This is a genomic window from Janthinobacterium leeuwenhoeki, assembly GCF_051380795.1.
GTDB lineage: Bacteria > Pseudomonadota > Gammaproteobacteria > Burkholderiales > Burkholderiaceae_D > Janthinobacterium.
This window is the reverse complement of sequence record NZ_JBNYXT010000042.1, coordinates 20,455-41,397: the sequence shown is the minus strand read 5'-3', so window position 1 is coordinate 41,397 and position 20,943 is coordinate 20,455. Positions and strand designations below refer to the sequence as shown.

18 protein-coding genes are annotated in these 20,943 nt (G+C 63.9%); 6 read left to right on the top strand and 12 right to left on the bottom strand.

Features of this window, described 5'->3' with window-relative positions; genetic code table 11:
- Positions 1-260 precede the first annotated feature (260 nt).
- The 4 genes from ACQ4WS_RS22920 to ACQ4WS_RS22905 all read right to left on the bottom strand — a co-directional run bounded on the left by ACQ4WS_RS22920 (position 261) and on the right by ACQ4WS_RS22905 (position 4,950).
- A complete protein-coding gene (locus ACQ4WS_RS22920) occupies positions 261-2,579 on the bottom strand; it encodes an NADP-dependent malic enzyme (RefSeq protein ID WP_436479318.1) in 2,319 nt (772 codons plus the stop codon).
- A 185-nt stretch (positions 2,580-2,764) separates the two neighbouring features.
- Entirely contained in the window at positions 2,765-3,130 is a 366-nt protein-coding gene (locus ACQ4WS_RS22915; protein ID WP_436479317.1) for a hypothetical protein, read from the bottom strand.
- Positions 3,123-3,716, bottom strand: a complete 594-nt coding sequence (locus ACQ4WS_RS22910; RefSeq protein WP_436479316.1) for an SMI1/KNR4 family protein — start codon at positions 3,714-3,716, stop codon at positions 3,123-3,125. The genes ACQ4WS_RS22915 and ACQ4WS_RS22910 overlap by 8 nt, the downstream gene beginning before the upstream one ends.
- Before the next feature lie 40 nt (positions 3,717-3,756).
- On the bottom strand, positions 3,757-4,950 hold the full coding sequence (locus tag ACQ4WS_RS22905; protein WP_436479315.1) for an MFS transporter: 1,194 nt from the start codon (positions 4,948-4,950) through the stop codon (positions 3,757-3,759).
- Between the two features lie 121 nt (positions 4,951-5,071).
- Between ACQ4WS_RS22905 and ACQ4WS_RS22900 the strand changes: the two genes are divergently transcribed.
- Positions 5,072-5,593: a MarR family winged helix-turn-helix transcriptional regulator gene (locus ACQ4WS_RS22900; protein WP_436479314.1), complete on the top strand. Its 522-nt coding sequence runs from the start codon at positions 5,072-5,074 to the stop codon at positions 5,591-5,593.
- A gap of 6 nt (positions 5,594-5,599) precedes the next feature.
- On the opposite strand, the gene ACQ4WS_RS22895 is transcribed toward ACQ4WS_RS22900, so the two are convergent.
- Positions 5,600-6,205: a hypothetical protein gene (locus tag ACQ4WS_RS22895; RefSeq protein WP_436479313.1), complete on the bottom strand. Its 606-nt coding sequence runs from the start codon at positions 6,203-6,205 to the stop codon at positions 5,600-5,602.
- Between the two features lie 89 nt (positions 6,206-6,294).
- Here ACQ4WS_RS22895 and thiL point away from each other — a divergent pair, with 89 nt between their 5' ends.
- Positions 6,295-7,275 (top strand): thiamine-phosphate kinase, encoded by a 981-nt coding sequence (gene thiL, locus ACQ4WS_RS22890; RefSeq protein ID WP_436479312.1) that lies wholly within the window; start codon positions 6,295-6,297, stop codon positions 7,273-7,275.
- Between the two features lies 1 nt (position 7,276).
- Here the strand turns inward: thiL and ACQ4WS_RS22885 are convergent, their stop codons facing one another.
- The 3 genes from ACQ4WS_RS22885 to ACQ4WS_RS22875 are packed head-to-tail and all read right to left on the bottom strand — an operon-like array spanning position 7,277 to position 12,507.
- On the bottom strand, positions 7,277-9,865 hold the full coding sequence (locus tag ACQ4WS_RS22885; RefSeq protein WP_436479311.1) for an EAL domain-containing protein: 2,589 nt from the start codon (positions 9,863-9,865) through the stop codon (positions 7,277-7,279).
- Complete coding sequence (locus tag ACQ4WS_RS22880) at positions 9,862-11,892, bottom strand: sensor histidine kinase, YfiR-like protein-associated (RefSeq protein ID WP_436479310.1); 2,031 nt, start codon at positions 11,890-11,892, stop codon at positions 9,862-9,864. Before ACQ4WS_RS22880 ends, ACQ4WS_RS22885 begins: the two co-directional genes overlap by 4 nt.
- Positions 11,893-12,507, bottom strand: a complete 615-nt coding sequence (locus ACQ4WS_RS22875; protein ID WP_436479309.1) for a TOL_0243 family YfiR-like periplasmic protein — start codon at positions 12,505-12,507, stop codon at positions 11,893-11,895.
- 224 nt (positions 12,508-12,731) lie between these two features.
- Between ACQ4WS_RS22875 and ACQ4WS_RS22870 the strand changes: the two genes are divergently transcribed.
- From ACQ4WS_RS22870 to ACQ4WS_RS22855, 4 genes are all read left to right on the top strand, one after another.
- Complete coding sequence (locus ACQ4WS_RS22870) at positions 12,732-13,214, top strand: CinA family protein (RefSeq protein ID WP_436479308.1); 483 nt, start codon at positions 12,732-12,734, stop codon at positions 13,212-13,214.
- A gap of 430 nt (positions 13,215-13,644) precedes the next feature.
- Positions 13,645-14,373, top strand: coding sequence for a P-loop NTPase family protein (locus ACQ4WS_RS22865; protein ID WP_436479307.1), 729 nt, complete (start codon positions 13,645-13,647; stop codon positions 14,371-14,373).
- On the top strand, positions 14,374-14,727 hold the full coding sequence (gene traM, locus ACQ4WS_RS22860) for a conjugal transfer transcriptional regulator TraM (RefSeq protein WP_436479306.1): 354 nt from the start codon (positions 14,374-14,376) through the stop codon (positions 14,725-14,727).
- A 66-nt stretch (positions 14,728-14,793) separates the two neighbouring features.
- Positions 14,794-17,613 carry a M16 family metallopeptidase gene (locus tag ACQ4WS_RS22855; protein WP_436479305.1) on the top strand — a complete coding sequence of 940 codons (2,820 nt, stop codon included), beginning with the start codon at positions 14,794-14,796 and terminating at the stop codon, positions 17,611-17,613.
- A gap of 22 nt (positions 17,614-17,635) precedes the next feature.
- On the opposite strand, the gene ACQ4WS_RS22850 is transcribed toward ACQ4WS_RS22855, so the two are convergent.
- The 4 genes from ACQ4WS_RS22850 to ACQ4WS_RS22835 all read right to left on the bottom strand — a co-directional run bounded on the left by ACQ4WS_RS22850 (position 17,636) and on the right by ACQ4WS_RS22835 (position 20,870).
- On the bottom strand, positions 17,636-18,037 hold the full coding sequence (locus ACQ4WS_RS22850) for a ribosomal maturation YjgA family protein (RefSeq protein ID WP_436479304.1): 402 nt from the start codon (positions 18,035-18,037) through the stop codon (positions 17,636-17,638).
- 332 nt (positions 18,038-18,369) lie between these two features.
- Positions 18,370-19,302, bottom strand: a complete 933-nt coding sequence (cysK, locus tag ACQ4WS_RS22845) for a cysteine synthase A (protein ID WP_436479303.1) — start codon at positions 19,300-19,302, stop codon at positions 18,370-18,372.
- 96 nt (positions 19,303-19,398) lie between these two features.
- Positions 19,399-19,863 (bottom strand): FKBP-type peptidyl-prolyl cis-trans isomerase, encoded by a 465-nt coding sequence (locus ACQ4WS_RS22840; RefSeq protein WP_436479302.1) that lies wholly within the window; start codon positions 19,861-19,863, stop codon positions 19,399-19,401.
- 164 nt (positions 19,864-20,027) lie between these two features.
- Positions 20,028-20,870 carry a tRNA threonylcarbamoyladenosine dehydratase gene (locus ACQ4WS_RS22835; protein WP_436479301.1) on the bottom strand — a complete coding sequence of 281 codons (843 nt, stop codon included), beginning with the start codon at positions 20,868-20,870 and terminating at the stop codon, positions 20,028-20,030.
- Positions 20,871-20,943: the final 73 nt, after the last annotated feature.

Genomic DNA, 20,943 nt, shown 5'->3' with positions numbered 1-20,943 from the left:
AGTTTGGGGCTTTGATGATAACGGACATCTCACCCGACTGCGTCGCCTCATATCCGCTTCCTGTTCGTCAGGCCAGCGCTTTGCCTTCGGCTTCCTCCAGATCCGCAGTCGCCCGCGACACCCTTGCCGTTCAGCTAACTCTTCCCCTTGTCGGGCGAGTAGAGGACTTTCACCTCCCAGTGAGTGCGCCCTGCCGGGCGCACCGTAAAAAAAGCCGCGCCACCCTTGCGGATGGCGCGGCTTTCAGGAAGTGCTAACGATCACACCTTGCGTTGCGCGACAGCATCTACTACGCACAAGGCCGTCATGTTGACGATGCGGCGCACGGTGGCCGATGGCGTCAGGATGTGCACCGGCTTGGCGCAGCCGAGCAGGATCGGGCCCACGGCGATGCCGTTGCCGGCGGCCGTTTTCACCAGGTTGTAGGCGATGTTGGCCGACTCGATATTCGGCATGACGAGCAGGTTGGCGTCGTTCTTCAGTGCCGAGTTTGGCATGAGTTTCTGACGCAGCTTGCTGTCGAGGGCCGTATCGCCGTGCATTTCTCCGTCGATTTCCAGGTCCGGCGCGCGTTCCTTGATGATGGCCAGGGCGGCGCGCATCTTTTGCGCCGAAGCGCTGTCGCTGGAACCGAAGTTCGAGTGCGACAGCAACGCTGCGCGTGGCGACAAACCGAAACGGGTCATCTCTTCGGCGGCCATGATGGTGATCTCGGCCAATTGCTCGGCGTCCGGGTTTTCATTGACGTGCGTGTCGACCATCACCAGTTGGCGTTCCGGCATGATCAGCACGTTCATGGCGGCGTAGACATTGCTGCCGGCGCGCTTGCCCAGCACCTGGTCGATGTATTTCAGGTGCAGCTGGGTAGTGCCGAAGGTGCCGCAGATCATGCCGTCGGCATCGCCCTTGTGGATCATCATCGAACCGATCAGGGTGTGGCGGCGGCGCATTTCCAGCTTCGCGTATTCCTCGGTGACGCCCTTGCGGCTGGTCATGGCGTAATAGGTGTTCCAGTAATCGCGATAGCGCTCGTCGAAGTCCGGGTTGATAACGTCGAAATCGGCACCTTGCTTCAGACGCAGGCCGAATTTCTGGATGCGCGCTTCCAGCACGGGCGGGCGGCCCACCAGGATAGGACGCGCCAGTTTTTCATCAACCACCACTTGCACGGCGCGCAGCACGCGCTCTTCTTCGCCTTCGGCGTAGACGATGCGTTTGAGTTCGACCGGCGTGGATTTGGCCATCAGGAACAGCGGCTTCATGAAGGTGCCGCTGCGGTAGACGAATTGCTGCAGGCTGTCGGCGTACGCTTGCAAGTCCTTGATCGGGCGCGTGGCGACGCCCGATTCCTCGGCCGCCTTGGCGACGGCTGGCGCGATCTTGATCAGCAAACGCGGATCGAAGGGCATCGGAATCAGGTATTCAGGACCGAAGGACAGGTTGCTGATGCCGTAGGTGGTGGCGACGATGTCGGACTGCTCGGCATGCGCCAGGTCGGCGATCGCGTGCACCACGGCGATTTCCATTTCGCGCGTGATCGTCGTCGCGCCGCAATCGAGGGCACCGCGGAAGATGTACGGGAAGCACAGCACGTTGTTGACCTGGTTCGGATAGTCCGAACGGCCCGTGGCGATGATGGCGTCGCTGCGCACGGCTTTGACTTCTTCCGGCAGGATTTCCGGATTCGGGTTGGCCAGCGCCAGGATCAGCGGGTTCGGCGCCATCTTGCGCACCATGTCTTGCTTCAGCACGCCGCCGGCGGAGACGCCGAGGAAAATGTCGGCGTCCGGGATGATCTCGGCCAGGGTGCGCAGCGGCGTGTCTTGCGCGAAGCGTTCCTTGTCCGGATCCATCAGTTCCGTGCGGCCCTTGTAGACGACACCGGCCAGGTCGGTGACGTAGATGTTTTTCAGGGGGAAACCCAGGTCGACGATCAGATCCAGGCAAGCCAGCGCCGCGGCGCCAGCGCCCGACACGACCAGCTTGCAGTCCTCGATTTTCTTGCCGACGGCTTTCAGGCCGTTCAGGATGGCCGCGCCGACGATGATGGCGGTGCCGTGCTGGTCGTCATGGAAGACGGGAATCTTCATGCGGTCGCGCAGCTGGCGCTCGATGTAAAAGCACTCGGGCGCCTTGATGTCTTCCAGGTTCACGCCGCCGAAGGTCGGTTCCAGCGAAGCGATGATGTCGACCAGCTTGTCCGGGTCCATCTCGTTGATTTCGATGTCGAAAACGTCGATGCCGGCGAACTTCTTGAACAGCACGCCCTTGCCTTCCATCACCGGCTTGGCGGCCAGCGGGCCGATATTGCCCAGTCCCAGCACGGCCGTGCCGTTGGTGATGACGGCCACCAGGTTGCCGCGCGCCGTATATTTATAGGCATTCGCCGGATCGATGACGATTTCTTCGCACGGTGCCGCCACGCCTGGTGAGTAGGCCAGTGCCAGGTCGCGCTGGTTGGTCAGTTGTTTGGTGGGCGTCACGCTGATTTTGCCGGGGCGCGGGCACTCGTGATACTCGAGTGCGGCCAAGCGCAATTGTTGACGCAATTCTTCTTTTTTATCAGATGACGAATCCATGCTGTGCTGCCTTCCTGTTTGGTCGATCGGGTGTTCCGGATTTTATCAGACCGATTCTTTCAATTAGCTAGGTATTTTCCGCTAGCCACAGTCTGATATCACGAAAACGCATAACCTAGCATTGTAAAGCCGTCCGGCGGCACAAACGCTGCGAACAAGAAAAACTATCAAATTTTATATTTCAATTAGTTTTTTGATGAGTCACCGGGAGCACGCCACAGCGGCAGCGCGGCGACGGCGCGCTCGATATCGTCCATCTCGTCCGCGCCCAGCGTGCTGGCGAACGGCGCGGACAAAATGCTGCGCATCAGCGCCAGGCGGGTCGTCGCTTGCTGCGCGTCGATGAAGTGCGTCGTCTCCGCGCAATACTGCGCGCGGCGCTGGGCATCGGCGCCGTCATCGTCGCCGTCGGGATAATAATGGCGGCCGATGTGATGCAGCGACTGCAGCAGGAATTCGATTTCGCGCAGGATGCGCAGTGCATCCTCGCCGGACAGCACGATGCGGCGGTTGGCGGGCAGCAGGGAGGGCGGCGTGGCCGGACTATTCAAAATTGTCCTCGATCAGGAAGCCGTAGCCGTCATCGATCAGCATGTGCAGATAGGCATCGAAGCTGTCGGCGATGACCTGGTAATTGTCGGGGTCGTGCAGGAAGCGCACCACCTGTCCGCAGGTACCGGACGCCGTGGGGGCGAAATCGATATACAGCCGCGACGAGCCGCCATTGTTCATGCAGTGCGAAAAGCACAGGCGCTGGCCCTGTTGGATACTGGCGTCGATGCGGGCGTCGACGATGCCGGGATCGTCTTCCAGGTAATGGCCGTAGATATCGGCGATGCTGCGCTGGTTCGCCTGTCCGTCCTCCAGGATTTGCTCGACGGAGCTCAGGTAATACGGATACTCGAACACGTCCGAGCCCAGCATGTACACCAGCACCGTGCCGCCGGCATACTCCTGATAATAGGTGCCGTTGTACGTGCCCAGCAGGCGCAGCAGGCTATCCGGGCACAGCGGATAGGTTTGGCGCAAGCTGGCCAGTTGTGCCGCGCTGGCGCCGCTGGCCAGCGCCAGCTCCGCCAGCGGTGCCGGCGGCAAGGCCTGGCGCAAGCCTGTCAGATAGTGGTCTACGATGTTCATAGCCGAAATATATCAGCTGCGTGCACACGGCATATGCACCCTAGCGCGACTGGGCCAGCCTGCCTCCCGGCGCGAAGCGCACCGCGATCAGCAATAACACCACGACGCCAGCGGCCATGACCATCCACGCCTGGGCCAGACTGGACGAGTGCTGGCGGATCAGGCCGGCAATGAAGGGCATGCTGCTGGCGATGATGTAGCCGCCGCCCTGCACAAAGCCCAGCAGCGCCCCGGCGCCGGCCGGGTCGCGCACGTGGTCCATGCTGACGATCAGCGACAGGGGAAACAGAGCGCCGATGCCGCAGCCCAGCAGGATCACGGCGGGGATGGCCAGTTGCGCGGGTGCCACGATCAGGCAAGCCAGGCCCGCCAGCACGGCCAGCAGTACCGACAGCAGCAGGATGCGGCGGTCGGGGAAGCGGTGGATGATGCTGGAAACCAGCAAGCCCGCCAGCACTTCCACCAGGGTCAGGGCGCCCAGCAGCAAGCCGCTGTCGGCCGCGCTCCAGCCCAGTTCCGTATAAAACGGCGGCAGCCAGGCCAGCACCAGGGTGTAGGCGCCCGTGCCGATGCCGAAAAACACCATCAGCAGCCAGGCACGGCCACTGCCCACGGGCAGGCTGGCGCCCGCGCCGCTGGCCACCTCCACGCGCGAAGCGGCGGCGCGGCGCCACAACAGCGCGGCGGCCACGGCAGGCAGCGCCCACAGGGCCAGCAGCGCATTCCAGCCCCAGCTTTGCGCCAACGGTGAGGCGGACGCGGCGGCAATGGCCGCCCCGCCCATGATGCCGGTCGTGTAAAACCCCATCAACTGGCCTGCCCGCGCGGGGAAATGGCGCTTGATGAAAGCCGGCAGCAAGGCTTGCACCAGTGCGATGCCCAGGCCGCCCAGCGCCGCCGTGGCGATCAGGCCGCTGCTGCCATGCAAGGGCCAGCGCAGGGCGCAGGCGGCAGCGATGATGGCGATGCCGATGCCGATGCCGCGCGCCACGCCCAGCCGGCGCTGCAGTTGCGCACCGGCCAACGTGCACACGCCCATGGCGAACACGGGCACGGTAGTCAGCAAGCCAGCATCGGCATTGCTGATGCCCGTGCTGGCCTGGATGCTGTCAAGCAAGGGGCCGATGGCCGCCAGTATCGGGCGCAGGTTCAGGCCCAGCAGGATGATGGCGGCCACCAGCAGGGCCGAAGAAGCGGAAGAAGAAGAGGTCGCGGCAGGTCGTGCGGATGGCATGGGATAGTCCTTGCCTCGCTGGGAGGCACATGGTTTAATGCGTCATCAATTATGACTCGATGAAAAGTATCTTAACATAAAGATAGAAATCTATCTTGATGTCGAGATAAATGAATAACCCATGACAACTATCCCGCAAGAACACACGCGCGCGCAATTTGCCGCCGCACAATGGCAGCGCGAACTGCCGCAGATGGATACCAGTGCCATGCAGCTGGTGGGCCAGTTGGGCACGGTGGCGCAGCTGATGGCGCGCGACTGGCTCAACCCGCTGTTTGCCGAACACGGTTTGCAACCGGGCGAATTCGACGTGCTGGCCACCCTGCGCCGCTCGGGCGCGCCCTACAGCCTGACGCCGACGGCCCTGTACGAGGCGGCCATGCTGTCCTCGGGCGGCATGACCAACCGTATCGACCGGCTGGAAGCGGCTGGCCTGATCGAACGCCAGAAGCACCCCACCGACCGGCGCGGCGTGCTGGTGGCCCTGACACACAGGGGATTGGAATTAATTGAAAAGCTGGTGCTGCTGCACGTGGACAACGAACGCGCCATGCTCTCGCCTTTGAACCCGGACGAGCAGCGCCAGCTCGACCAGTTGCTGGCCAAGCTGCTGCACGGCATGGCGCAGGCGAAGAAAAGTTAGGAAAGGTTAGGAAAGCAGACGCGCCAGCTCGCGCAGCGCCGCATTGCCGCGCCGGGCCAGGCGCTGCAGTTCGGCAGGGGCGCGACTGTCGTAGATGGCCTGGACATGGCGCGCGCTGGCCGCGCGCAGGTCGATATCGCTGTCGCGGTCTGGCACATCGGCATCGGCCACGTGCCCCTCGACCAGGGTCAGATAGTAATGACGGGGCTTGCCGCGCAAGTTGGCGGCAAACTGCAGCACCAGTCCATTTTCGAACAGCAGGGCGCCGCTGCGGCCACCCTGCTCGAGCAGCACGCGAAACGCCGGCAAAGGCTGCCGCGCCGCGCGCAGAAAACCCGCCAGGTGCACCTGATACCCCAGGTCCAGGCCATTCGCGCCCAGCTGGCCACGCTGCAGATACGCCTTGAACGATGCCTGCACCGGCCGCCCTCCCCGGCGGAACAGGCGGGCATCCTCGTACAGGCACAGCTGGCCGCCGTCGCTGATGGCGTCGAAGCCGCGCGCCGCCAGTTCCTGCGCTTCGAAGCTTGTCAGGCCGACGGCTTGCGGGTCGCGCAGCCAGCCGTGATCGAGCCAGGATTGCAGTAAAACGTGAATATCGAGAATGGGCATGACAAGTTGCTCGGCAGTGGCAAAGACCCGTATTGTAGGCCAGCCTATAATAGCCGGGCCACACCATCACTCAACGAACAGACTACGCCATGGCCCCACACGACGCGCTTTCCGAATTCGACCTGATCAAACAGTATTTTGTGCGCCAGCGCCCCGGCCGCGCCACCCTGGGCATCGGTGACGATTGCGCGCTGATGACGCCAGCGGCGGGCAAGCAGACCGCCATCTCCTCGGACATGCTGGTCGAGAACCGCCACTTCTTTGCCGGCGCCGACGCCCGCATGCTGGGCCACAAAAGCCTGGCCGTGAACCTGTCCGATCTGGCCGCCATGGGCGCGCGCCCCGTGGCATTTACCCTGGCCCTGGCCCTGCCACAAGCCGAACGCAGCTGGCTGGCGGGCTTTGCCGAAGGCCTGTTTGAGCTGGCCGACGCCTTCGGCTGCGAATTGATCGGCGGCGACACCACCAAGGGCCCCTTAAACATCTGCATCACCGTGTTTGGCGAACTGGCGCCGGGCCAGGCCCTGCGCCGCAGCGCGGCCGTGGCAGGCGATGACATCTGGGTCAGCGGCACCCTGGGCGACGCGCGCCTGGCGCTGGCCGGCTACCGCATGGAACAAGAGCTGGCACCAGCCGACCTGCTGACAGCCGCTGCGCGCATGCACACGCCCACGCCGCGCGTAGCGCTGGGCTGCGCCCTGGCCGAAGCGGGCCTGGCGCATGCTGCCATCGACATCTCGGACGGGCTGGTGGGAGACCTGGGCCATATTCTGAAGGCTTCGCAAGTGGGCGCCACCCTCGACGTCGACGCCCTGCCGGCCGGCCCCGTGCTGGCGCGGCAGGAAATCGCCCTGCGCCGCCGCTACACGGCCGCCGGTGGCGACGACTATGAACTGTGCTTCACGGCACCCCCATCGTCACGCGATGCCATCGCCGCGTTGGCGGCCAGCTGCGGCACACCGGCTACGCGCGTGGGCCGCATCGAGGAGCAAACGGGCTTGCGGCTGGTCGATGCGACAGGCTTGCCACTCGATTTGCAGTTATCGTCCTTCGACCACTTCAGCGACTGAATCAGCGCAGCGCCACGCGCGCCAGCCCCGGCTGGTTCACCATCCAGTAGTGCTGGAAGGCCAGGCGAATATTGTCGCGCAGCTGGGTGTCATCCCACGGTTTCGTATAGAAACGGTAGATGGCGCCCCGGTTGATCGAGTCGAGCACGGCTTCCAGGCCCGTGTAGCCGGACAGGATGATGCGGATGGTTTCCGGGTACAGCTCCTTCACTTTACTCAGGAACTCCGTGCCGCTCATGCTGGGCATGCGCTGGTCGCAGACGATGACGTGCACGCGGTGCAGGGCCAGCATTTCAAAGCCTTCGGCCGGCGTACTGGCCGTGAGAATTTGATAACCCTCGGGACGGAACAAACGGTGCAGGGACGACAGCACGTTGACATCGTCGTCAACGATGAGCAGCGTCTGCGCCGGCTGGGCAGCCGGATCGTGGCCGGGCGGCAGGCCCGCGCCGGCGACGATCATCTGCCCCAGTTCCAGCGCCGGCAGGGCGCGGCTGAAATAAAAACCCTGGATTTCGTCGCAGCGGTTGCGCCGCAGGTATTCCAGCTGCGGGCGCGACTCCACGCCCTCGGCCACCACGCTCAGTTTCAGGCTGTGCGCCATGCTGACGATGGCCAGCGCGATGGCCGCGTCGTTCGGGTTGCTGGTGATGTTGCGCACGAAGGCGATGTCGATTTTCAGCTTGTCGATGGGGAAGCGCTGCAGATACGCCAGGCTTGAGTAACCGGTGCCGAAATCGTCGATGGCCACCTTCACGCCGATTTTTTTCAGCTTGCCCAGCACGACGATGGTGCGCTCGGCGTTCGACATCAGCGCCGTTTCCGTCAGCTCCAGTTCCAGCAGTTCCGGCGCCACATTGTGCTGCGCCAGCGCGTGCGTCACCTCGGCTTCCAGGTCGCCTTCGGCAAACTGGCGGCTCGACACGTTCACGGCCACGTGCACGGGCCCCACTTCGCTATCACGCCACGCGGCGATCTGGCGGCAGGCGGCCTGGATCACCCAGGCGCCCACGCGCACGATCAGGCCCGTGTCTTCCAGCACCGGCACGAATTCGGCCGGCGCCACCAGGCCGTAGCCGGGACGGCGCCAGCGCAGCAGCGCTTCCACGCCGCTGATGCGGCCCGTGCGCAAATCCACCTTGGGCTGGTAATACAGGATGAATTGATCGTGTTCGAGCGCATGGCGCAGCGCCAATTCCAGGTCCAGGCGCGCCAGCACCTGCACGTTCATGCCGGCCGTGAAAAAGCGGTAGCCATCGCGGCCCGCCTGTTTGGCGCCGCCCATGGCCGTATTCGCGTATTTGATGAGCGTTTCCGGGTCGGTGGCGTCGTCCGGATACATGGCGATTCCGATGCTGGCCGTCAGGGTGGCCGCATGGCCGCGCAAGTCGAACGGCGCGCGCAAGGCTTCGCGCACCTGGTTCGCTACCGCCACGGCTTCCTGCTGGTTGCGGCTCATGGTGAGTATCAGCGCAAATTCGTCGTTGCCCAGGCGCCCCACCGTGTCGCGCAGGCGCACGCATTCGACCAGGCGGTTGCTGAACTGGCGCAGCAACTCATCGCCCAACGCCGCGCCCAGGGTGTCGTTGATGCTTTTAAAACGGTCGAGCGCGATGAACAGCACCACGATGCGCCAGCTTTTTTCCTGCGCCAGTTCGACGGCATGGGCCAGGGTCTGGTAAAACAGGCTGCGGTTCGGCAGCCCCGTCAAGCCATCGTAATGGGCCAGGTGCTTCAGGCGCTCCTGTGCCTGGCGCCGTTCGCTGATGTCGCGCGCCACGGCGATCAGCAGCAGGCCACCCGTGCCAGGGGTGCCAGGATAGCCGCCCGCCACGGGTGCCTGCGCATACCAGTGCCAGCCCAGTTCCACGGGCACCAGGCTCAGGTCACGCCGCACCAGTTCGCATTCCGTCACTTCCCTGGCCAGGTGGGCCGGGCCGCCGGGCAGCGCGGCCAGTGGCGGGGCCGGCGGCGACGGCAGCAAGGTGCCGGGCGCCAGCGCCAGCAGTTCGGTGCGCGCATAGCCGAGCAGGCGGCACGCGCCGTCATTGACATCGACCAGGGTCATGCCCAGCACGTCGACGAGGAAGATGGCGTCGGTGGTGGCGTCCATGGCGCCGCGAAAGCGCTGCAGTTCGGCCGTGCGCTGGCCCACCGTGCGTTCGAGCAGGGTGTTGTAGTGGCGCGCGGCGCGGTGCAGCAGCCGCACTTCAAGCATGTTGCGGATGCGCGTGAGCACTTCGAGCGCGTCGAAGGGCTTGCTGATGAAGTCGCGCGCGCCCGCTTCCAGCGCGGCCAGCTTGGCGTCCGGGTCGGCGGCGATCACCAGCACGGGCAAATAGCCTTCCAGTTCCAGCGGGCGCAAGGCATCCATCACGTCGTAGCCGCTCATGCCGGGCATCACCAGGTCGAGGATGATCAGGTCGAACTGGTGGCGCTGGTGCAGGCCGGCCACGGCGCGCGCGTCGAGGGTGCTGCTGAGGGCCGTGTAGCCGCCGCTTTGCAGCAAATGCTCGAGCAGGCGCAAATTGACTTCCTGGTCGTCGACGATGAGAATTTTCGCCGCATAGATATCGGCCTGGCTGATCATGACGCGCCTGTTCCCTTCTGCCGGCGCTGCTGCGCCACATAGGCCAGGGTGCTGTTGATCGCCTCGGTAAATTCATCGAGGTTGATCGGCTTGGTCAGATAGCGGTAAAAACCCAGCGCCATGCTGCGCTCCACATCGCCCGGCATGGCGTTGGCCGTCAGGGCGATGACGGGAATGTGCGCCGTGCGCGGGTCGGCGCGCAGCATTTTCAGCGCGTCCGTGCCGTTCACATGCGGCAGGTTGATGTCCATCAGGATCAGCTGCGGCAAATGCGTGCGCGCCATGTCCACGCCCATGCGGCCATCCGTTGCCGTCAGCAGCTGCAATTGGGGGCAGTAGCGCACGATTTCCTCGACCAGGGTCAGGTTGGCGGGATTGTCTTCCACGTACAGCAAGGTCACGGGGGCGCTGTGCTCGAGCAGCGCCCCGGCCAGGTCCGGCCGTGGCAAGGCCAGCGGGTCGGGCGCGGGCAAGGCATCGACCACGCGCAGCTCGATCCAGAAGGTGCTGCCCTCGCCGGGCGCGCTGGAGACGCCGATGCTGCCATCCATCAGCTCCACCAGGCGCTTGGTGACCACCAGGCCGATGCCGCTGCCTTCTTCCGTGCCGCCTTCCTGTCCCAGGCGGTTGAAGGGCTGGAACAGCAGCGCCACCTGTTCGCCGTCGAGGCCCACGCCCGTGTCGCGCACGCTGATGCGCACCCGGCCGCCCGCCTGCGGCGCGCAATCGATGGCCACCTGCCCCCGCTCGCGGTTGTACTTGAGCGCATTTGACAGCAGGTTCAATAAAATCTGCTTGAGGCGCGTGCGGTCGGCCAGCACATTCAGGGGGCAGGCGTCGGGGAAGGCCATGCCGATGCCGCGCTGGCTGGCCAGCGGCGCGATCATGTCGCGGCATTCCTGCAAGATGGCGTCCAGGCCCACCGGTTCGAGCGACAGGCTGACCGTGCCCGATTCCACCTTCGCCAGGTCGAGGATTTCATTGATCAAGGTCAGCAAATGGCGCCCCGATTTCAGGATATGCCCGGCAAATTCCTTCTTTTGCTCCAGGGTCGACGGCAGGCGGTCGGAACTGAGGATTTGCGCGAAGCCCAGGATGGCGTTGAGCGGCGTGCGCAATTCATGGCTCATCGACGACAGGAAGGCCGACTTGGCATAGTTGGCGCTGCGCGCCTCTTCCATCGCCATGGCCAGTTCGCCATTCGTCATTTCCAGCTGCATCGTGCGCTCGTGCACGCGCACTTCCAGCTCCTGGTTCAGGCGCATGACTTCCTGCTGCGCCTGGGTGCGCCGCTCGCCCTCGCGCGCCAGCTCGCCGTTCGAGCGCTCCAGCGCCTGCGTGCGCAGCTCGATCTCGGCCAGCATCTTGTTGAAGGAATCGACCAGCTGCGCCACTTCGTCGACGCTGAGCTTGCGCGCGCGGCGCGAGTAGTCACCCGTCTCGATCACTACACGCGCCACGTCGGCGATATCGAGGATGGGTTGCGTAATGACGAAATCGAGGCGGCGCAGCAGCAGCAAGGCAACCAGCAGCGCCAGCACCGTCACGCTCAGGGCGATGGCCAGGTAATCGGCCGTGCGCCCGGCCAGCTCGTAGTCGGCGCGCAGATACACGGTGCCCAGCAGTTCGCCATTGTCGACGATGGGCTTGAACAGTTCCACCGAGCTGCCGGCGATGCTTTCGCCTTCCTTGCCCGCCTTCGCCGGCACCTCGCCCACGCGCTCGTTTGCGCGGTAGCTGGCGAACAGGCTGCCGTCGGCCTTGTACAGGGCGCCGGCCGACACGCGCGGGCGGATGCGCATCAGGTTGAGGTTTTCCAGCGCCAGGCGTTCGTCGTCGAAGGCCAGCGCGGCCGAGCTCATGTGCCCCAGCAGCTCGGCCTGGGTACTGATGTCGGCCACCAGGTTGCGGTGGTAAGCGCGCAAGTCGTAGACGACGATGGTACCCAGCGAAATGACGAGGGCCACCAGGGTGGTCAGCAAGACCACCGACATCAGCTTGTGGCGGATGGAACGCAATCTGATCATCTAGGCGCCCCCCGTCTGCACGCGATAGGCGGCCAGCAGCATGCGCGCGCTGATGCGGATATGCGCCTGCGCCACGGGCTTGAGGGACACGTCGAAGCGCACCTTGTCTTCGGCCATCACAAAATTGATCATGCTGCCCATCGCGTAGACCTCATCCGAATCGGATACCGTCAGCAACGCCAGGCCACGGCTGGCGGCCAGCATCTCTTGCAGGGTCGCCTTGTCCAGCGCGCCCAGGTACAGCACGTGCAGCCCGGCCAGCGCTTCGCCGCGGCGCACTTTTTTCACCTGCACGGCGCGGCCGTGGACGCTATGTCCGGCCACGCTCTGTTCGAGCTGCTCGGCCAATGCATCGGCGCCCGCCACGCCGATCACCAGCGGAGAATCGGGCCGGGCAAAGCTGCCGTCTGGCCATTCGACATAGCCGGCAAATTTGTACAGATATCCGGCCTTGACCTGGCGTTCCAGTTCCCCCGGCACCTGTGCCCGCGCATCGGCGCACAGCACCCCGAGGAACAGCAATAGCCAGCCCCAGCGCAGAGAGCGGCCAGCGCCGCGCGCGGGGCGGCGCAGGGGGCCAGGATGAAGCCACCAGGTCCAGTTCAGAATTGCCATGACAACCGAGTAAAGATAATGCAATACGAAGGCGCGGCACCATGCCGCTTGCCCGTTCGAGCGATGCGCACCAGGGTGGCGCAGCGACAGAGCGCCTGCCGGCCCGAAGTGGTAGCAAATTTATAAAAGAGTGTACGCATTTTCGCTGTTACCGGGGAAAGTTTCTTTTACCGTTGGCCATGCTACAGTCTTACCACCATTCTCACCGCATGCAGGAGTCATCCATGAGCAGCCCACTCGTCCCCCTTTCTACCGCAGTCGGCCTGGCCTTGCAGACAAAGGGCTTGCTGCTGGCCACGGCCGAATCGTGCACGGGCGGCGGCGTGGCGCAAGCCGTCACGGATATCTCGGGCTCGAGCGCCTGGTTCGAACGGGGCTTCGTCACCTATTCCAACGGGGCCAAGAGCAGCATGCTGGGCGTGCCCGCCGAACTGATCGCCGCACACGGCGCCGTCAGCGAGGAAGTGGCCGCCGCCATGGCGCAGGGCACCCTGGCCCACAGCGAAGCCCAGGTGGCCGTCTCGACCACGGGCATCGCCGGCCCCACGGGCGGCGTACCGGGCAAGCCCGTCGGCACTGTCTGCTTCGGCTGGGCCATGCACGGACGCGTGCAAACACAGCGGCTGGTGTTTGCGGGCGACCGCCAGGCCGTGCGCGAGCAGGCCGTGGCGCACGCCCTGCGCGAACTGCTGCGCTTTATCCAGTAGCGTCGGCGACGCATCAGCAATGCGTGGCGGCCGGTGCCATGGCGTGGATATTCGGCGATGCCGGCGGAAAAGCTGCAGCTTGACAGGCTGCGCGGCGCGAACTGGATCAGCACTTCATCGCCAAAGATCTGCGCCTGGCGGCGGTTGCCGACGAGGCAAGACAGGGCTTGCTGATTCAGGCGGTCTATAGCGGCTTGATCGAGACTGAAGATCGGCACTGCGTCCTCGTTCACACTCTGGGGTGGATTTTTCACACAAAACTTGCTCTGTATCAATGGTATCCTGATCAACATCATAAGCAGATTCGCTGTCCCGCATCGCATCTTTGCAAAGGACTGTGGTAAAAATACCAGTCGCGGCCAGACACGCAGCGGCCGCCGCTGTCACGGATCTTTGATTGTCACTGACGCAACAACTTGGAGTAGTCGCAATGCAAAACACGGTACATTTCATCTTGCAGGGCAAGGGCGGCATCGGCAAGACCCTCGTCTCGACCCTGCTGGCGCAATGGATAGGCGGCAAGGACGACACGCCTTTGCGCTGCTATGACACCGATCAGGAAAACGCCACGTTCTCGCGCTACAAGGCGATGAACGTCAAACATGTGCCCGTCATGACGGATGCGCGCAACATCGATCCGAAACGCTTCGACGCGCTGATGATCGACATACTCGAAGAGGACGGCAACTGCGTGGTCGACAATGGCGCGAACACGTTTTCGCCGCTGATGGGCTATCTGCTGGAAAACGACTGTTTTTCGCTGCTCGAAGAATCGGGCCGCAAGGTCTATATCCACACCATCGTCGGCGGCGGCGACACCTTGCACGACACGGCCACGGGCTTTGTCGCGACAGCCCAATCGACAACAGTGCCGCTGGTGCTGTGGCAAAACGAACACTTCGGCCTGCTGCAATCGGCGTCCGGCAAGCAGTTCGTCGACTCGCAGTCGTATGCAGACAACCGCGCGCGCGTGAAAGGCAGCATCACCTTGAGCCAGCGCAATCCCGACACCTTCGGCGCGGACGTCAAGAAAATGAACACGGCGCGCCTGACGATGCAGGAAGTGCTGCAGAACGACAAGTTCAATATCATGGAAAAGCAACGCATCAAGGTCGTCTACCGCGACATCTTCGAACAACTCGACAAGGTGCAATGGTAGATGGACCAGCATAAACTGCGCAGCCACGTGTTCGACAAGACGGGCATCAAGATCGACGTCGATGACCCGATATTCGCCCTGGTGGCGCTGAACGAAGCGGTGCTGGCGGAAACCGTCGAGCGCCAGCTGGCCTTGCTGGACGCCGCCACGCAAGCGCTGGCGGCGCAGGCGCGCGCGGCGGGCGGCTTGCCTGCGCTGCCGCCAGCCGCCCTGGCCAGCCCTGCCGATAATGCGACGGCGCCAGCCGTTGGCTTCACGCCGCGCGAATGGCGCCTGCTGGGCGCGGCCGCCATCGTCTCCGTCGCCTGCGCGCTGCTGGTGCTGGGCGGGGCGGCGCTGCTGTATACACTGTAGCACCGTCGCGCTGCGCCAGCCACGAGCGGGCCGCAGCGTCTTCTCCACTCATCCCTGGAAGCATGCATGAAACCGATCAAACTGCTGGCCCTCCCCGCCCTGCTGCTGTCGCTGTACGGCACCCCGCTCTCTCTCAGCCACGCCGCCGATGTGGCCATCGCGACGGGTGCGACGTCCGTGCCGCATATCGCCTACGAAAAATACACCTTGCCGAACGGCCTCGACGTGATTCTCGTGGAAGACCATAAGTTGCCCGTCACGGCCGTCAATATCTGGTACCACGTTGGGCCGGCGAATGAAGCGCCGGGCCTGACGGGCTTTGCCCACCTGTTCGAGCACATGATGTTTGCCGCCACCAAGCACGTGCCGCGCGGCATGGCCGACCAGTTGCTGGAAGGTGCGGGCGCCACCGATTCGAACGGCAGCACGGATTTCGACCGCACCAATTATTTCGACACGGTGCCGTCGAACCAGCTGGAACTGGCCCTGTGGACCCATTCCGACCGCATGGGCTATCTGCTGGACGTGCTCGACCAGACGGCGCTGACGAACCAGCAGGACGTGGTGCGCAACGAACGCCGCCAGAGCGTGGAGAATGCGCCGTACGGCATCGTGCAGGAAGCCCTGTACCACCAGCTGTTTCCCAAGACCCACCCGTATTACGCCAGCGTCATCGGTTCGCACGCGGATATCCAGAACGCGAAACTGGCCGACATCAAGGATTTCTTCAGCAAATACTATGGCCCCAACAACGCCAGCCTGGTGATCGCCGGCGACATCGACAAGGCAAAGACCAAGGCACTGGTCAATAAATACTTCGGCAGCTTCAAGAGTGGCCCAGCCGTGCCGAAACCGAATGTCGTGACGCCGCCCATCACGCAGGAACGCCGCAGCGTGGTGCAGGACCGGGTCGAATTGCCACGCGTCTTCATGGCCTGGCTGACGCCGTCCGCCTACACCAAAGATGACGCGGAACTGTCGATGGCCGCGCACATCCTGGCCGGCGGCAAGTCCAGCCGTTTATACAAATCGCTGGTGTACGACAAGCAGATCGCCCAGGACGTGGACGCCAGCCAGGGCTCGAACGCCCTCACCTCCATCTTCACCATCGACGCGACGGCGCGCCCGGGCCGCAAGCCCGAGGAAATCGAGCAAGCCCTGCAGGCAGAGCTGGAGCAATTGCGCGACCAGGGCCCCACCGAGAAGGAACTGGAACGGGCGCGCAACAGCATCGAGACCAGCATGCTGAGCCAGGTGGAAAAAATGGGCGGGCACGGCGTGGCCAACTTGCTCAACGAATACAACCAGTACCTGGGCGACCCCGGCTATCTGGCCAAGGATATCGAGCGCTACCGCCAGGTGACGGCAGCCGGCGTGCAGCGCGCGGTGGACACCTACCTGAAAAACCAGTCGCGCGTCGTCGTCTACGGCGTGCCGGGCACGCCGGACCTGGGCGCGGAAGTGCCGACGCCGGCGCCTGGCAAGGTCAAGCCTGCGCCAGGCACGGCCATCAATGCGGACGAGCCATGGCGCAATGCCGTGCCAAAGGCTGGTCCCGCACCGAAGATTGTTTTACCGCAAGGAAAATCGTTCACCCTGGCGAACGGTTTGACCGTGATCCACCACTACAACGGGGCCGTGCCGCTCGTTTCCAGCCAGCTGGTGATCAAGAGCGGCTCGGGCGCCAATCCGCTGGCGCAGCCGGGCTTGGCTAGCTTTACGGCGCAATTGCTGCAGGAAGGCACGGCCACGCGCAGCGCGCCGCAAATCGCCGACGACGTGGCGCAACTGGGCGCCCTGTTGAGCACCGGCTCCGGCACGGATGCCTCGTTTGCCCAGCTCACGTCGCTCAAAGCCACGTTCCCGCAAGCGCTTGACGTGCTGGCCGACGTGGTGCTGCACCCGCAATTCCCCTCAGCCGAAGTAGAGCGCCAGCGCGCCAGCCGCATCGGCCAGCTGGCGCAGCAGCGCGAAAACGCGGGTGCGGTGGCCGCCCGGGTGGAAGCGGCGGCCCTGTACGGCCCGCAGCATCCATATGGCTATATCCAACTGGGCACGGAAGCGGCCCTGAAAGCGGCCAGCCGCGCCGACCTGCAAGCGTTCTGGCAGCAGCATTACTTGCCCAACAATGCGGCGCTGATCGTTTCGGGCGATATCGATGAGGCGCAACTGAAGGCGCTGGCCGAAGCCAAGTTCGGCAGCTGGAAGGCAGGCACCGTGGCGCCAGCCGTGGCCGCCGCGCCGCAGACGACGAAGGCAAAACTGATTCTGGTCGACAAGCCGGGCGCGCCGCAAACGGCCGTGCGCCTGTCCGCCATCGCCGTGCCGCGCGCCACGCCCGATTACGCGCCGCTGCAAGTGATGAACGCGGCGCTGGGCGGCTTGTTTACCAGCCGACTGAACACCAACTTGCGCGAAGAGAAAGGTTACACGTATGGCGTGCGCTCGCAATTCCAGTACCGCAATCAGCCTGGACCGTTCTCGATTGCCGCCAGCGTGCGCACCGATGTGACGGGCCCGGCCGTATCGGAAACCGTCAGGGAAATCCGCGCCATGATCGCCAAGCCCTTGGCTAGCCAAGAACTGGCGAATGCGCGCAACTCGCAAGTGCTGTCCTTGCCCGGCCAGTTCGACACGAATGCCAGCATCAGCGCCAGCATGGCGAACGCGTATATCTACGGCCTGGGCCTCGACTATTACACGACCTTGCCGCAGCGCTTTGCCAGCGTGACGGACAAGCAGGTGCAGCAGGTGGCGAAAAAATACCTGCAGCCGGAAAAGCTGATCGTTATCGGCGTGGGCGACAAGGCGAAGATCGCCCCGCAATTGTCCAAGCTGAAACTGGCGCCCGTGGAATTGCGCGATGCTGAGGGGGCAGTAAAGTAAGTTCTGGGGTCTGCCCCCATTGCTAGCGGCGCTTGAACAGCGCCAGCTTGTCGATGAACGCCGCCACGGCCACCCCGGCCGTGTAGGCGATCAAATCACCCCAGCCGAAGGCGGAACCCAGCACCAGGTGCCCCAGCGGATGCGAACGCAGTTCGACGAGCCATGGCGCCTGAACCAGCTGGCCAAATTCTACGCCAAAGCAGATCAGCAAGGACCACAAGGCCAGTTGCCACGTGCGCATGCGCGTGGCGAGGATGCCCAGCGCAAAGACGATCATCATGGCCCACAGGGCGTCGCCCGGATACTTGCCGAGCGCGGCGGGGAGAAATTGGGGATAGGCGCGCGAGGCCAGGCCCAGCGCGATGACAGCCACGGTTGCGCCCACCTGCAGCAGGCGGCGGCGTTCAGGTTTTACCAGGAACATATTTCCATTCAAAGGCACAATACGGGCCGAACCATTGCGGCCCGTCCGATATTGTACTGTGCCTGCCCTGCCCGCCTGGCGCCTATTTCGTCATGGCAAGTTCAACCGGCACCCTTGCGCTGCGCCGGTCAAGGGGAGCCACCTGCGCAGCCCCGCCGGACGGATGGGCGCTTAGAGCCTATCCCGGTAGGGAGCGTCTTCTGCTGGCAGTTCATCAGGAGCGCGGACAAGGCGTGAGGAGGACGCGTGGCGAGCCACGCGATGACGAGCAACGCCGTCCCCGCTTCTGAGGGCCGCCAGCAGGGGATGTATTCATCTACTGGGATAGGCTCTTAGTCTCCCAAGCCCGCATACAGCGCCGTGCTCAGGTAGCGCTCGCCGAACGACGGGATGATGGTGACGATGGTCTTGCCCGCGTTTTCCGCGCGGCGCGCCACTTGCAGGGCGGCCCACAGGGCGGCGCCCGACGAGATGCCGACCAACAAGCCTTCATCGCTGGCGGCCAGGCGCGCCGTGGCGAACGCATCGTCATTCTTGACGCAGATGATTTCGTCGTAGATGGCCGTGTTCAAAATCTGCGGCACGAAACCGGCGCCGATGCCCTGGATCGGGTGCGGCCCTTTGGTGCCTTTCGACAGCATTGGCGACGCTTCCGGTTCCACGGCAATCACTTGCAGGCCCAGCTTGCGTTCCTTCAGCACTTCGCCGATGCCCGTGATGGTGCCGCCCGTGCCCACGCCGGCGATGACGATGTCGACTTGCCCATCCGTGTCGCGCCAGATTTCCTCGGCCGTCGTGGCACGGTGGATGGCGGGATTGGCTGGGTTGTTGAATTGCTGCAGCATCAGGTAGCGCGGGTCGGCCGCCACCATTTCCTCGGCCTTGCGGATGGCGCCCAGCATGCCTTCGCTGCCGGGCGTGAGCACCAGCTCGGCCCCGTAGGCGCGCAACAGGATGCGCCGTTCGCGGCTCATGGTGTCGGGCATGACGAGGGTGCAGCGGTAGCCGCGCGCGGCGCACACCATGGCCAGCGCGATGCCCGTGTTGCCGCTGGTGGGCTCGACGATGACGGTATCGGGATGGATCTTGCCCGCAGCTTCCGCAGCGACGATCATGGACAGGCCGATGCGGTCCTTGACGCTGTGCGCGGGATTGTAGAATTCGAGTTTGGCCAGGATGGTGGCCACACTGCCGGCGGCGATGCGGTTGATGCGCACCAAGGGGGTGTTGCCGATCAGTTCAGTGACGTCGTTGGCGATGTTCATGGAAGCAATCTCCGCTATTTCAAGAAACCCCAGTCTACCGCGTTTCAGAGCACTGATGGCGGCGGCGCAAGCATGCGCCACCGCCAAAATGAACAATTACTTCACGTCCAGCAATTCCACGTCGAAGATCAGTGCCGAGTTCGGCGGAATGTCGCCATTGCCGGCGCCGCGCGGACCATAGGCCAGTTCGCCTGGAATGATCAGGGTGCGCTTGCCGCCCACTTTCATGCCGGCCACGCCCTGGTCCCAGCCCTTGATGACCATGCCCTTGCCGAGCGGGAAGTCAAACGGGCCACGGCCTACGGAGCTGTCGAACTTCTTGCCGCGCGAATCTTTCGCCAGCGGACGATACAGCCAGCCCGTGTAGTGCACGGTAACGGTATTGCCGGCGGACGCTTCCTTGCCCGTGCCGACCTTGTTGTCGATCAGGATCAATTTATCGGCGACAGGGCCGGGGCTCAGCGAGACGGCGGAGGCGGGAACAGGCGCTGGCGCCTGTGCCTGCGCCAGCGACGCGGCGACGGAGCAGATCAGGGCGAACAAAACGGAGCTACGCGTCATGATGGTTTCTTTCATTGAGTTTCGGTGAGATACCTGCAGTCCAGATAGCGCAGGGACAACAATAATAGCAAACCGCTGCCCGAAGTTGAAAACGCTGTCACAAGACTTACACTTTCCACGCCCGTTGCCGGCACGCAAGAAGAGCTGGTACTGCCGGAATGGGCTTAGAGGTCCTGCAAGGCTGAAGCCCCAGGCTGGCGCAAGCTTTTCAGCACATGCGCGGCCGCCACCATGCCGAAGCTGGCAGTGACCACCACGCTGGAACCGAAGCCGGCGCAGTTCAAGCCCGTGACGCCGGCGGGCGCGCTGCCATCGATGGCGCAGGCTTCCGCGCTTTCTGGCGTGCTCAACGGTTCCATGGAAAATACGGCGTCGACGTTGAATTTGTTTTTCACGCCACGGGGGAAACCATATTCGGTGCGCAACAGTTTTCGCACGCGCTTGAGCAGCGGTTCCTGTTCCGTTTTCGACAGGTCGCGCACGGCGATCAGGGTCGGGTCCGTCTGCCCGCCCGCACTGCCGATGGTCAGCATGGGCAGATTGCGTGCGCGGCAATACGCGATCACGGCCGCTTTCGCCTTGGCATTGTCGATGGCGTCGACCAGGTAGTCGAAATCGCGCCCGCCCAGCAACTGCTCCAGGTTATCGGGGCTAATAAAATCCTCGATCTGCGTGACCTGGCACAAGGGGTTGATCAATTCGATGCGTTCGGCCAGGGCCGTGATCTTGGCCTTGCCGATGGTGTCGCTCATGGCCTGGATCTGGCGATTGATGTTCGATTCAGCAACATTGTCCAGGTCGATCAGGGTCAGGCGGCCGATGGCGCTGCGCGCCAGCGCTTCGACGATCCAGGACCCGACGCCGCCCACGCCGATCACACACACATGCGCGGCGCGGAAGCGTTCCAACGCGGGGGCGCCGTACAGACGGGCAATGCCGCCGAAACGCCGCTCAAAATCGATCTCGGTCAAGTCCATGGAAATTAGTTCATTGGTGGAGGTATGCATGGCGCCATTTTAACGGACACTGCGCTGGCGGATATTCTAAAATAGCTGAATTGACACAGCGACAAGCTGCATT

What these genes read in the sequence shown, in the direction of transcription:
- ACQ4WS_RS22920 (WP_436479318.1), bottom strand. Translation starts at nt 2,579, where the DNA reads ATGGATTCGTCATCTGATAAAAAAGAAGAATTGCGTCAACAATTGCGC.
- ACQ4WS_RS22910 (WP_436479316.1), bottom strand. Translation starts at nt 3,716, where the DNA reads ATGAACATCGTAGACCACTATCTGACAGGCTTGCGCCAGGCCTTGCCG.
- ACQ4WS_RS22905 (WP_436479315.1), bottom strand. Translation starts at nt 4,950, where the DNA reads ATGCCATCCGCACGACCTGCCGCGACCTCTTCTTCTTCCGCTTCTTCG.
- ACQ4WS_RS22900 (WP_436479314.1), top strand. Translation starts at nt 5,072, where the DNA reads ATGACAACTATCCCGCAAGAACACACGCGCGCGCAATTTGCCGCCGCA.
- ACQ4WS_RS22895 (WP_436479313.1), bottom strand. Translation starts at nt 6,205, where the DNA reads ATGCCCATTCTCGATATTCACGTTTTACTGCAATCCTGGCTCGATCAC.
- thiL (WP_436479312.1), top strand. Translation starts at nt 6,295, where the DNA reads ATGGCCCCACACGACGCGCTTTCCGAATTCGACCTGATCAAACAGTAT.
- ACQ4WS_RS22885 (WP_436479311.1), bottom strand. Translation starts at nt 9,865, where the DNA reads ATGATCAGCCAGGCCGATATCTATGCGGCGAAAATTCTCATCGTCGAC.
- ACQ4WS_RS22880 (WP_436479310.1), bottom strand. Translation starts at nt 11,892, where the DNA reads ATGATCAGATTGCGTTCCATCCGCCACAAGCTGATGTCGGTGGTCTTG.
- ACQ4WS_RS22875 (WP_436479309.1), bottom strand. Translation starts at nt 12,507, where the DNA reads ATGGCAATTCTGAACTGGACCTGGTGGCTTCATCCTGGCCCCCTGCGC.
- ACQ4WS_RS22870 (WP_436479308.1), top strand. Translation starts at nt 12,732, where the DNA reads ATGAGCAGCCCACTCGTCCCCCTTTCTACCGCAGTCGGCCTGGCCTTG.
- ACQ4WS_RS22865 (WP_436479307.1), top strand. Translation starts at nt 13,645, where the DNA reads ATGCAAAACACGGTACATTTCATCTTGCAGGGCAAGGGCGGCATCGGC.
- traM (WP_436479306.1), top strand. Translation starts at nt 14,374, where the DNA reads ATGGACCAGCATAAACTGCGCAGCCACGTGTTCGACAAGACGGGCATC.
- ACQ4WS_RS22855 (WP_436479305.1), top strand. Translation starts at nt 14,794, where the DNA reads ATGAAACCGATCAAACTGCTGGCCCTCCCCGCCCTGCTGCTGTCGCTG.
- ACQ4WS_RS22850 (WP_436479304.1), bottom strand. Translation starts at nt 18,037, where the DNA reads ATGTTCCTGGTAAAACCTGAACGCCGCCGCCTGCTGCAGGTGGGCGCA.
- cysK (WP_436479303.1), bottom strand. Translation starts at nt 19,302, where the DNA reads ATGAACATCGCCAACGACGTCACTGAACTGATCGGCAACACCCCCTTG.
- ACQ4WS_RS22840 (WP_436479302.1), bottom strand. Translation starts at nt 19,863, where the DNA reads ATGACGCGTAGCTCCGTTTTGTTCGCCCTGATCTGCTCCGTCGCCGCG.
- ACQ4WS_RS22835 (WP_436479301.1), bottom strand. Translation starts at nt 20,870, where the DNA reads ATGCATACCTCCACCAATGAACTAATTTCCATGGACTTGACCGAGATC.